The following is a 12,645-nucleotide window of genomic DNA, read 5'->3' as shown; positions in this document are numbered from 1 at the left end:
TTGGTTTTATCGACAGGTTTTAAATATTGAACGCTATGTTGTAGGAATAAACTAATGCCTTTCTCGATAAAGTGTGCATTTCATCGAATAAATTGGTTCATTCACAGATGTTTAAAAACATTTTACTACTTTTATGTCACCAAATTCTTTTAATCATGAATGCATATTTAATCGCTTTAATTGTTTACTTCATACTTTTTATTGGTTCTTCTTACATTATTCGATTTGTTCTTTCGAAGAAAGCCGTTACTACTAAAGTAGATGCCCCAAAAGCACCTGTTAGAGAACATACCGTAAGCAATAGCAAGCTTGTAGTTATAGACTAAATGAACAAAACAGAATTACGGAAGAAATACAAATTGCTGCGTAATTCACTTTCTAATTCTGAAATTGAAACATCCAGTCTTCAAATTGCCAATAGGTTATTATCCATTCCTATATGGGAAAAGACATACTATCACCTTTTTTTGTCTATAATTGAACTAAAAGAAGTAGATACTAGTTTTATTCTTCATATTCTACAGGGAAAGGATAAGGAGGTAGTTGTTTCTAAAAGTTTTTTTGGGGACACCTCAATGAAGCATTTTTTATTAACTGAAAATACACGTATCAAAAAAAATAATTTTCATATTCCTGAGCCTATAGAAGGCATTGAAGTTCCCGTTGCTAAAATCGATGTTGTTTTTGTTCCCCTGTTAGCTTTTGATAGAAAAGGGCACCGTATTGGTTATGGGAAAGGGTTTTATGACCGGTTTTTAAATGCGTGTAGACCGGAAACCTTAAAAATAGGGCTTTCTTTTTTTGAGGCTGAGGATAAAATTACTGGTTCCGGATTACATGATGTTGCGCTCAACTACTGTGTTACCCCGAACAAAGTGTATGCATTTACAGAAAATGTATAATTATTTTTTCTTCTTTGGAAATGCTTTTTTATTGAATACTAGTAGAATCCCTACTCCTACACTAATAGCAGTATCAGCAACATTAAAAACCGGTTCAAAGAAACGAAAAGTATCCCCTCCTACTACCGGAACCCAATTGGGCCAAGTGGTGTCTATCATCGGGAAATAAAGCATGTCTACCACCTTCCCATAAAAAAGCCCTCCGTATGGCTCATTTGAAAACAAGGTCGCTATCTGACCATAGCTATCGTTAAAAATAGCTCCATAAAAAACCGAATCTATAATATTGCCAAGTGCTCCCGAAAAAATTAATCCAACAGCTAAAATAAGGGTTTTAGAGCCTTTCTTTTTAATAGAGTCATATAGCCAGTAGCCAATTCCTGCAACAGCAAATATCCGGAATATGGTAAGAATCAATTTCCCTGTTTTATTAGATACCGGAAGAATATCACTAAGTTTTGCTCCCCAAGCTGCTCCTTCATTTTCTATAAAAAGTATTTTGAACCAACTGAAAACTTCCACATCTTCATGTAATGTGAAATGTGTTTTGATGTATATCTTACTGATTTGATCAACCAATAAAACAAGAATAATTAATAGGGATACTTTTTTTAGTGTCATACTAGTTCTAATGCCTTAAAGCAAATCATTGCTCCATTGAGAAAATTATTATTTCTGCATGTTTTTGGCTTCGATGCTGAGGGTGGCATGTGGAACCAGTTTTAAACGCTCTTTATTGATAAGCTTTCCTGTTACCCGGCAAACTCCATATGTTTTATTTTCAATGCGCAATAACGCATTTTTTAAATCCCTGATAAACTTTTCCTGACGGATAGCCAATGCCGTGTTTGCTTCTTTGCTCATCGTCTCTGAACCTTCTTCAAAAGCTTTAAAGGTAGGTGAAGTATCATCCGTTCCGTTGTTCCCATCGTTCATATAGGCACTTCTAATAAGTTCTAAATCGTTTTTTGCTTTTTCAATTTTTGCTTCAATCAGTTCCCTGAATTCCATCAGGTCTTTATCAGAATATCTTGCTTTTACATCTTCTGCTTTCATAATTCTCTATGTTTTTTAATCAATAGTCTTGTGTTTATTTCATCAAAGGCCACTTCTGTGCCTTCTTCCATATACTCTTCAAATTTTAATTCAGCAGTTAATGTTTCTGCTTTTATATAGTCTAAATTACTAACCACGGCTTTTTCGATAGCTTCATGTCTTTGAAATTTCACATCAATCTTATCCGTTACTTCAAAGCCGGAATCTTTACGGAGGTTTTGGATACGGTTCACCAGTTCTCTCGCTATGCCTTCTTCTCTTAGGTCTTCTGTTATGGTTACGTCCAATGCAACTGTTAGCGGTCCTGAACTTGCTACCAACCAACCTTCTATGTCTTGTGATGAAATAATAACTTCATCCAATTCTAAATTAATACTTTTTCCGTTAATATGGACTGCAATAGTACCTTTTTCCTCGATTTCCTGGATCATTTTTTGATCGAAATTTTGTATCTCTTTGGAAATCAGGTTCATATCTTTTCCGTAACGAGGCCCTAATATTTTAAAATTAGGTTTTATCTGTTTCACTAAAAGTGCTGAAGCATCGTCCAAAAGTTCTATTTCTTTTACATTGACTTCTGCTTTTATTAAATCTGAAACGGCTTCGATTTCTTGCCTTTGTGTTTTATCAAGTATTGGGATAATAATCTTTTTTAGTGGTTGGCGTACTTTTATTTTCTCTTTTTTCCTTAGTGAAAGTACTAATGACGAAATGGTTTGTGCTTTTTCCATTTTGCGTTCCAGCACTTCGTCAACAAACAATTCGTCAAATTTCGGGAAGTCAGCTAAATGTACACTTTCACAAGTTTCTCTCTGAGTAGCTCTTGTTAAATCTTTATATAAACGGTCCATATAGAATGGTGCAATAGGTGCCCCCAGTTTTGCTACTGTTAAAAGACAATCGTATAATGTTTGGTAGGCTGCTATTTTATCTTGTTCATAATCGCCTTTCCAAAAACGTCTTCTACTTAATCGTACAAACCAGTTGCTCAGGTTTTCCTGTACAAAATCAGTTATAGCCCTTGCAGCTTTTGTAGGCTCGTAGTCTGCATAAAATGCATCTACCTTTTTTATTAACGAATGAAGTTCAGACAATATCCACCGGTCAATTTCAGGGCGCTCATTCAAAGGAATAGTGCCTTCTGCGTATGTAAAATTATCAATATTGGCATACAGGCTGAAAAAAGAGTAGGTATTGTATAGTGTGCCAAAAAACTTTCGGCGTACCTCAGCAATCCCTTCTTCATCAAATTTTAAATTGTCCCAAGGATTTGCATTGCTGATCATATACCAACGGGTAGCATCTGCCCCGTACTGGTTTATAGTTTTAAATGGGTCTACGGCATTCCCCAAACGTTTAGACATTTTTTGTCCATTTTTGTCCAATACCAATCCATTGGAAACTACATTTTTATAGGCCACTGAATCAAAAACCATCGTTGCAATCGCATGGAGTGTATAGAACCATCCTCGCGTTTGGTCAACACCTTCTGCTATATAGTCAGCAGGGAACGCTTCTCCCTTATCTATCTTTTCTTTATTTTCAAAAGGGTAATGCCATTGTGCGTATGGCATAGACCCGCTATCAAACCATACATCAATCAAATCCGGTTCCCGCTTCATGGGGTTCCCTGAGAGTGCCACTAATACAATTTGATCTACTACATTTTTATGTAAGTCTATCTTTTCATAATTGGCATCGCTCATGTTTCCTAGTTCAAAATCAGAAAAAATAGCTTCTTTCATATGCCCTGCAGCAACTGATTTTTGCATTTCTTCTTTAAGCTGGGATACTGAGCCAATTATGATTTCTTCTTTTCCGTCTTCTGTCCGCCATATAGGCAATGGGATGCCCCAAAACCGGGAACGTGACAGGTTCCAGTCGTTTGCATTGGCCAGCCAATTCCCAAAACGCCCTTCACCGGTAGCCTTGGGTTTCCAGTTGATGGTCTGGTTTAGTTCAAACATCCGGTCTTTTACAGCAGTGGCTTTTATAAACCAAGAATCTAACGGATAATACAATATGGGTTTATCAGTACGCCAGCAATTAGGGTAGCTATGTACATACTTCTCTACTTTAAAAGCTTTGTTTTCTTCTTTTAACCGAATTGCTATTTCTACATCTACCGATTTTTCAGGGGCTTCTCCATCAGCATAGTATTCATTTTTTACATATTTCCCAGCAAGCTCTCCCATTTCGGATCGAAATTTTCCTTGAAGGTCTACCAATGGAACCGGATTGTTGTTTTCATCCAGCACCAACATGGGGGGAACTTCTGGACTGGCTTCTTTCGCTACTTTGGCATCATCGGCTCCAAAAGTAGGGGCTGTATGTACAATTCCGGTACCATCCTCAGTGGTTACAAAATCGCCGGAAATAATACGGAAAGCATTTTCGGGATGTTGATACGGAAGTGCGTAAGGTAGCAGTTGTTCGTATTTTGTGCCAACAACATCTTTTCCTTTAAATTCTTTAAGTATCTCAAATGGGATTTTTTTATCTCCCTCTTTATAATTTAATTCGCTTTCATCATCTGCCTGTTCATATTTTCCTGTAAATTGTTTGGTTACCAATGCTTTTGCCAAAACAACATGTATAGGTTGGTGTGTATATTGATTGAATGTCTTTACTAATACATAATCAATTTTTGGCCCTACGGTAAGTGCGGTATTGCTAGGCAATGTCCATGGCGTGGTTGTCCATGCTAAAAAGTGAATATCGCCATAGTCTTTCAAGAATTTAGGAAGTGTTTCTTTTTTTGCTTTAAATTGTGCCGTTACGGTAGTATCTGTTACATCTTGGTATGTTCCGGGCTGATTGAGTTCGTGCGAACTTAACCCTGTTCCTGCCTTAGGTGAATAGGGTTGTATGGTGTAGCCTTTATAAAGAAGGTCTTTGTCATAAATTTGTTTGAGCAGCCACCATACGCTTTCCATGTATTTGGATTTGTAAGTGATGTAAGGATCGTCCATATCTACCCAATAACCTATTTTGCGTGTCATGTCATTCCATACACCAGTATAGCGCATTACCGCTTTTTTGCAAGCTTTGTTATAATCCTCTATAGAAATTTTTGTGCCAATATCTTCTTTGGTGATACCAAGTTCTTTTTCCACACCCAGTTCAATGGGCAAGCCATGAGTATCCCAACCGGCTTTACGTTTTACCTGATATCCTTTCTGTGTTTTATAACGGCAAAAAATATCTTTAATGGCACGTGCCATCACGTGGTGAATGCCCGGAAGGCCATTTGCAGATGGTGGTCCTTCATAAAATACAAAAGGTTTCTTTCCTTCTCGGGCAACAATACTTTTTTGAAAGATGTTGTTTTCTTCCCAAAATGCCAATACCTCTTCAGCTACTTTGGGTAAATCCAATCCTTTGTATTCTGCAAACTTCATTTTTTAATAATTCCTATGCTAAATTAAGTGTGCGAAAATACTAAATTTCAATGAATTGAAAGATTTTAAGAAAAGAAAAAACGCCATATGTTTCTATATCAAAACATATGTTGTTTCCCCCTATATTTAGTTTGTTTTCCCTTTTTTATTTTTTTATGGGAAGTTCTGTTTAATTCTCATTTCTTTGTAAGAACATTTTTTTAATAAAAACCGGGAGAAATGAAAAAACTTTTACTTTTAACAACAACTTTATTACTCTGCACAATAATCCATGTATATGGACAAGCGTGGACATTACTAGGTGCAGATATTGATGGCCCTAGTGCCAATGCACAATTTGGTTCTTCTGTTGCTATAAATTCCAATGGAAATACCATAATAGCAGGGGCTCGATTTTATAATGGCCCTAATGGGAGTGGAGCAGGTTTAGCACAGGTATATGCTTTTGATGGTTCTGCATGGTTTCAAAAAGGAGGGAATATTGATGGAGAAACCGCTAATGATAATTTAGGTTGGGCTGCTAGCATCAGTGATGATGGAAATACGATAGCAGTAGGTGCCCCCCAAAATGACGGAAATGGTAGTAACTCAGGGAGAGTTCAGGTATTTACCTATAATACAGGATTGAATCAGTGGGACTTAAAAGGAGGTAATATTGATGGAAATGCCGGGGATCTCTCAGGAAGAAGTATTAGTATCAGTGGAGATGGAAATACTATTGCTATTGGAGGACCTTTTAATAATTCTCTTACAGGAGTAGCCCGTGTCTATCAATTTCAAACCGGTAGTTGGAATTTGATCGGGGAATTTTTTGGAGAAGCCGCCAATGATCAGTTTGGTGGAGCTATTAGTCTCAGTAATGATGGAACTACTGTTGCTATTGGGGCAGCCTTTAATGACGGAGGAGGAAACGATTCCGGTAGTGTAGAAGTCTATCGCTACAATGGAGCAACATGGGCTCAATTGAGCGTTGACATTGATGGTCTTGCAGAAGATAAACTAGGAACAGCTGTTAGCCTTAATAACGATGGGAGTGTATTGGCTGCCGGAGGGCCTTTTAATGATGAAACTACAGGAAACATCTCCGATAATCGTGGTTATGTAAAAGTATTTGATTATACAGGATCGTGGGTTGCAAGACCGGATATTTTTGGAGAAGCCCCGGGGGATCAGTCTGGTAGCTCTGTTGACATTAGCAGTGATGGAAACACCATAGTTATTGGTGCTGATAATAATAACAGTGGTGTTGGTCATGCTAGGGTATATATTTATAATGGCGCAACATGGGCACAACAAGGAAGTGACATTGATGGAGAGTTAGCTAGTGATTTTTCTGGAGATGCTGTAGCTATTAGTGATTTTGGGACACGGGTTATTATAGGAGCTCTTTTTAATGATGGAGGAGGAAATGCTTCCGGTCATGTACGTGTATATGCCGACCCTGTTCTTAGTATTGATAGTAGCTTTTTTGCAAAGGGAGTTGTTTTATACCCCAATCCCAGTAATGGTGAGGCTGTTATTAAATTAGCCAATACCAACAGCCCTATTACGGTTACTATAAACAATTTACTGGGGCAACAAGTACATCAACAACAATACGAGGCAGGAAGAGAAATAGTGCTTACCAACCCTTTAACTGCAGGCATTTATGTTGTTACTCTTAAGGCAGGGAATGAAACAAAAACTTTAAAAATGATTGTGGAGTAATCCATACTCATAAAACTTAGAACAACCCCTCTGAGACTAGCTGTCCAGAGGGTTTTTATCTCCTTTTTAGAGTTCCATTTTCAAACTTATGATCAAGTTCCTTCCGGGAGCAGCAATTCCTGAGGAATAGGAGCGATAGCGCTGATCTGTAATGTTTTCCAATGCAATGTTGGTTTCTATTTTTTCTGAGATGCGGTACTGCGTTCGTAAGTTAAAAGTATACCAAGAGGGTGAAAACGGTAACCCGTTTTCATCAATCGCATAGAGAAAGGGTTTATTTTGTTCAGAAGGTGCTAAATCTTCAAAAGCAATTTCTCCATTGTAATTGGCAAACAGATCAATTTTCCACCGATCATTTTTCCATAGGAGATGAGCATCTCCAAATAAGGGTGCTGCATGGCGAAGTGGTGCTGTTTCACCATTGTCAAGCTCTTCTTCTCCTTTGGTGATTGTCAAATGCGAAGTGAAAGAAAGTCTTTCTGAAAAATAAGTTTCTAATCCAAATTCAAAACCATAGGATTTTGCCTTTGCAGCATTTTGGATAGCTTGTACGGTGCTGAGTTCCCCTTGAAAATCGATCATGGTTTGCCCATTTAGCTGAAAATCACGGCGCACCAAAGCATCGTTTAACATAGTATAAAATGTTGTGAAACTAAACATTACTTTGTCGTAAAAGTTCTTTCTAATTCCAAATTCAATATTATAGGCGTATTCTTTTTTTAAATCAGGGTTAGGAACTACTACTGCCCCAGGTTCCGAATCAAAAATTTTCCCTATATCATCTACGTTCGGGGCCCGAAAAGCAGTAGTGCCATTAAGTGTTATCTGTAAGGTTTCTTCGGGCAACCAGCTTATCCCCACACTTCCGGTAAAAGCACCTGTATTTACTTCTGCTTTGTTGAAAGGAAAATCAAAAAATGTATTGTCAAAATCGGCATCTAACCATACATGACTGTACCGTACTCCCGAGAGCAATGTAAGGTTTGGTCGAAATTTATATTGCCAATTGGCATAGGCCGCAAAAGATTGCCAAGTAGCACCATCCGGATAACGGGAAGGAGCTTCTGCTGTTTCTCTGGTATTGATGTTTAACGTATTTCCTTCGGAATCAACTATATTGTATATATATTCTAATCCGTAGAAAAAATCTGTTTTTTCATGAATTTTCTTTTCAAAATCTAGGTTTACCGAATATGCCCCTACTTTTTCTTTGGTTTTATTAAGAAGATCGCTTTGAAAATCCCGATCGTTACGGCTTTCTTCAAAATGCTGATACGCTGTCGTTAATTGTAAATGGTTATATAGCTTTCCATTTCCGCTTTTATTGATTTGAAAGTTGGTCATGAGCCAGCGCTGTGGGCCATAGTACCATTCTGCGGAACGGGGCAATCCGTCCCGATACCTTAATAGGCGGTCATAACGGGCATAATCAGAGGTACTAGAGTAATGAACCCCTAAGTTAAAATCCCATTTTTTATTAGGCGTATATTTTATTTTTTGTAAAAAGTTGATCTGATCATATGCTGTTGGTTTTTGAACCCTAGGTTCGTCATTTTGAGTTATTACATCTTGATTATTGACCCTTTCTACATATTCATTCCGAAGATACGCTACAGGTCCGTGGTTGCCCATCCTCAAATCGCCAAAATCTGTATAGCTGACACTACTAAGAAATCCCCATTTTTCAGTCGATAGTTCGAGGTCTATATGTCCTGTTTTTTCATCATTAGCGGTAGCATACCGAGTAGTTATCGAGCTTCTTATTTCGAATTCACCATTGTATGACGCTCTAGGGGCTTTTGTATAAAAGTTCATAACTCCTCCTACGGCATCACTTCCATAAATAACTGAGCCTGCTCCAAATACTACTTCGGTACGTTGTATGTTAAAAGGGTCTATTGAGATTACATTTTGCACATTTCCCCCTCTAAAGATAGCCGTATTCATACGAACTCCATCTATCGTTAATAATAGCCTATTAGTAGAAAATCCCCTTATCATAGGACTCCCTCCGCCTAATTGGCTTTTTTGCACAAATACTTGTCCGCTGTTTTGTAAAAAATCGGCTGCTGTAGGTGGATTGCTAAAGGTTACCAATCCTGATTTTACAGAAGTTATTTTCTGAGGAATATCTCGTTTTTGCTGTTCCCACTTAGATATGGATATAATTACCTCATCAAGCTCTTCTGATTTTGGATAGAGATATACTTTCCCTTTTTCTATGGCTTGTTTTTTGGACAGTTTCTCCAGATTGTAACCATACAATTTAAAAAATATACGTTCTGTTTCACTAAACTCAAAAAGGTCTACATTTCCTTCTATATCAGAAATTATTGTTTTGGTTTGCTCTTGATTGTATACGGCAACATTGGAAAGCGGTTCTTGAGTTTCCCTATCAATTATCTTAACTGATTGGCCACAGGTGATTTGTACAGAAAGAAAAAAAAAGAGAATATTTATTTTGTTCATATCAGCTAAATACTTCATGCAATACTGAAAGTGACCTAGGTTTATTAAATTCCTGCAAATGTAGCCGAAAATAGTTAATGATAACATTTAGTAACGATTGCCGGCTGGTTTTTGTTAGTTTTATGGTGTTAATATCATCAAAAATTATACCTAAAGCCTGGTTAAAGGTTTTCAACTCTTCTCCTGTAATACTATTTAATGATAGCCGTTTGGTAAAAGCTCCTTCTAACAAATCAAAATAAGGGTATTCTGAGTTGGAAACATCAGGGTAAAACCCTAAATATTTTGTCAAGTTAAGGAGAAATACAATATGAAAATTAGCAATTTCTTCATTTGCGTCAAACCACTGGAGCGCTTCCTCTAAATAGATAAATAGCGCTTTGTCTTTTTCCTCTTCTTGTAAAACGGCATTCAACATTTCTGAAAGAAATAATGCAATAGCATTTTTTTTAATATCTGTATGAACATGATGGTACGGACAGCTTATTTTTACTTCTCTTATATATTCTAACGTTCCTTTATTTTTATGGTTGGCCACTATTTCTAATTGGGTAAGTGGCTGAAAGTATGCTGCTTTTATTTTCCCTTTTCTGGAGGATAGTATACTTTTTAATAAATAGGTCTTTATCCCTGCTATTTCTGTATAGCATTTTACAATCAGGCTATTATCTCCATATTTTAAAGCGGATATGACAATGGCTTTTGTAGTTATGAGCATTACCGGATGACCATTATTTTAGAAACATTGGTGTCTGTACCATCTTCATTAGAGATTAAGACCATATATACCCCGGAAGCTACTTTATGACGCCCAAAAGCTGTTAAATCCCATTGAACGCTTCCGCCTTCTGCACGGGTTTCAAAAACAAGGTTTCCTTCTATATCAGTTACTTTTACATTCGCATTTCTTACTAATCCTGTAATAGTAACATTTCCTATATATCCGGGGCGAACTGGGTTTGGAAAAGTATAAACATCATTTAGTATTTCAGCAGGTGCTACAGCATTCCCTTGAAAAGACACAATCCCGTTTGATGTGGCAAAATAAACTTTTCCTGTCTCTCCATCAACTTCTATAGCGTTTACTGAGTTTGAAGGAAGTGGTGAATTCTCCTTTGTAAAATGATAAATGGTTTCTCTACCATCTGAAGATACATAAAAAGCTCCTGAATCATCTGTAGCAATCCACTTATTGTTAGATCCATCCACAAAAATATCATTGATAAACTGATCAAAAAGAAGTTCGCTGGGGGTTCCATCATCTAAAATAATGACAGGCTCTGCCTGTAGATTCTCTTCATTGAAAAAATCACCGGTACTAAAGAGCACCCTAAGTCCTCTGGTTGTCCCTATCCATAGTTGGCCTCCAGTATCAATTGCCAATGCTCTTACATCACTTGATGGTAAATTGCCTATGTTCTCCCCTTCTTCAATATTCCCCAATAGAGGTGAACCATTGTTTTCAAAAAAGCCAATCACTCCTTTTCGTACAGAAGTAAAAAATTTATAATTATTCCGGTCTATTACAATTTCTTTGAACCCCAAATTGTTTAACTCCGCAGGTACAATGTCCCCTATATCAAATGAAGACCATTGCCCGGAAGCTGTACGCATTTTTAATGCTTCTTCCACAAAAGTGTTTAATATCCATAAATTTCCTTCCCTATCAAAAGCAGTTCCGCCAATACGAATATCGGGAGCATTAGGATTGCCATTGTCCAATGATTCTAAACTACTGTTCGTTGTATTATATATTATGGTAGGTATTTCATCTTCTATCTGAATAAGTCCGGAATAAAATGAACTTACAAAAACTTGATCAGTGTTATCAGGGTTAGGGGTAACATATACCAAAGAGCGTGCATCAAAAAGATCTTCAAATGGAATATTGACCCATGTGTTTTCTTTTAAGTGACTAATTCCTCTGCTATTAAGTGGAAAAGGGTTATAAAAGACTGTGTGCTCTCCAAACACAACCCATAATTCATTTGGTAGAGCCCTTATAGAAAAAGCACTATTTAATAATGGCCCTTGGGGGTGTATCTCTTCTGCAATTAGCGGGTTGTTTATAGTTGTACTTAATATCCCAAAACTACTCGTGCCTATATACAGTTCGCCTCCACTTGTTATTGCTGTATTAAATTGAATAGGCTCAAAATCTGGTATCGCTGAAATGTTTGCTATTTGTGTTAAATTCTGGTCATAAATATATATGTTTGTTGTCGTAGTCACTATAAGGTGCTCTGTAGTTGCTTTAAAATTTTTTACTGCCCCTATATGATCATTAATGCTAACAAAGGTTGTACCATTATATTCAAAAAGCCTTCTGTTGTTTGCCAGCGCATAAAGTGTGTTGTTAAAAACCTGTACCCCTCTCCAATTTAAAGTGTTTATTTGTTCCCAGCGATTAAAATCTATAAGGTTCTCGTCATTTATAGGAGCTTTATAAACCCCTTCTTCTGTAGCTGCATAAATATAGCCTTCAAAAATTGTTGTTTGTCTTACTTTTATTTGTTCCCCATTATTTCCAATAAAATAGGTATCATCAAACTCTAGTTGTTCTATATTATATAGTGATATGCCAAAATCGGAAGCAATAAAAAGCAATCTGTCATATTCCATTATATGATTGATTCTTTTATTGTCAGGCTGAATCGTTTGTTTATTCAAAATATCGACTACTCCAAGTACTTCATCTTGAAAAAGATCAAAAACCTCTATTAATCCCGTATCATCTCCTAACACTAATTTATCTGTTGCTTCATCATAATGGATGGTGCTGATTGTTTCTCCTGACAATCCATTAACAGTAGATTTGGAAATGAGTTCTTTTGTGCGCTTATCGTATATAAAGAATGCGTTTTCAGAAGCTGCATATATTCTATCTCCATCAATAATGACTTCTTTTACATTATTGTATGAAAAATGTCCTTGCCAGTTCGTTTCAAATGATTGTGATGAAACAATTACCGGGAACAATAAAAATATATTAACCCATTTTCTTTGTATAAACTTCATATGCAAATCAAAGATATTATATAGAACGGTAAAACCGGGAAAATAATTTGTATTAACAGAAAAACCCTCCAAAGTTACATTGGAGGGTTTTA

General features: G+C 36.7%; 9 protein-coding genes. 3 read left to right on the top strand and 6 right to left on the bottom strand.

Annotation, left to right across the window (positions count from 1 at the left end):
* The first annotated feature begins 155 nt into the window (after positions 1–155).
* Both WBG21_RS09060 and WBG21_RS09055 read left to right on the top strand, forming a co-directional pair.
* On the top strand, positions 156–326 hold the full coding sequence (locus tag WBG21_RS09060) for a hypothetical protein (protein ID WP_340077092.1): 171 nt from the start codon (positions 156–158) through the stop codon (positions 324–326).
* A complete protein-coding gene (locus tag WBG21_RS09055; RefSeq protein WP_340077090.1) occupies positions 327–902 on the top strand; it encodes a 5-formyltetrahydrofolate cyclo-ligase in 576 nt (191 codons plus the stop codon).
* Here WBG21_RS09055 and WBG21_RS09050 read toward each other — a convergent pair whose 3' ends face one another.
* From WBG21_RS09050 to ileS, 3 genes are read right to left on the bottom strand one after another with little or no spacing between them, the layout of a single operon-like run.
* Positions 903–1,523: a lipoprotein signal peptidase gene (locus WBG21_RS09050; protein ID WP_340077088.1), complete on the bottom strand. Its 621-nt coding sequence runs from the start codon at positions 1,521–1,523 to the stop codon at positions 903–905.
* 48 nt (positions 1,524–1,571) lie between these two features.
* A complete protein-coding gene (locus WBG21_RS09045) occupies positions 1,572–1,958 on the bottom strand; it encodes a TraR/DksA family transcriptional regulator (protein ID WP_340077086.1) in 387 nt (128 codons plus the stop codon).
* The gene (gene ileS, locus WBG21_RS09040; RefSeq protein WP_340077084.1) at positions 1,955–5,359 is read right to left on the bottom strand and encodes an isoleucine--tRNA ligase; all 3,405 of its coding nucleotides are present in this window, start codon (positions 5,357–5,359) and stop codon (positions 1,955–1,957) included. Before ileS ends, WBG21_RS09045 begins: the two co-directional genes overlap by 4 nt.
* Before the next feature lie 219 nt (positions 5,360–5,578).
* Here ileS and WBG21_RS09035 point away from each other — a divergent pair, with 219 nt between their 5' ends.
* On the top strand, positions 5,579–7,066 hold the full coding sequence (locus tag WBG21_RS09035; RefSeq protein WP_340077082.1) for a T9SS type A sorting domain-containing protein: 1,488 nt from the start codon (positions 5,579–5,581) through the stop codon (positions 7,064–7,066).
* A gap of 66 nt (positions 7,067–7,132) precedes the next feature.
* Here WBG21_RS09035 and WBG21_RS09030 read toward each other — a convergent pair whose 3' ends face one another.
* Genes WBG21_RS09030 through porZ form a run of 3 tightly spaced genes read right to left on the bottom strand, consistent with a single transcriptional unit; the run spans position 7,133 to position 12,553 of the window.
* Positions 7,133–9,553, bottom strand: coding sequence for a TonB-dependent receptor (locus WBG21_RS09030; RefSeq protein ID WP_340077080.1), 2,421 nt, complete (start codon positions 9,551–9,553; stop codon positions 7,133–7,135).
* Positions 9,537–10,253, bottom strand: a complete 717-nt coding sequence (gene recO / locus WBG21_RS09025; RefSeq protein WP_340077078.1) for a DNA repair protein RecO — start codon at positions 10,251–10,253, stop codon at positions 9,537–9,539. Before recO ends, WBG21_RS09030 begins: the two co-directional genes overlap by 17 nt.
* A complete protein-coding gene (gene porZ / locus WBG21_RS09020; RefSeq protein ID WP_340077076.1) occupies positions 10,253–12,553 on the bottom strand; it encodes a type IX secretion system anionic LPS delivery protein PorZ in 2,301 nt (766 codons plus the stop codon). Before porZ ends, recO begins: the two co-directional genes overlap by 1 nt.
* Positions 12,554–12,645: the final 92 nt, after the last annotated feature.

The organism is Leptobacterium meishanense (assembly GCF_037645805.1).
GTDB lineage: Bacteria > Bacteroidota > Bacteroidia > Flavobacteriales > Flavobacteriaceae > Leptobacterium_A > Leptobacterium_A meishanense.
Note: the sequence above shows the minus strand (reverse complement) of the source record. Positions and strands in the feature narration are given on the sequence as shown.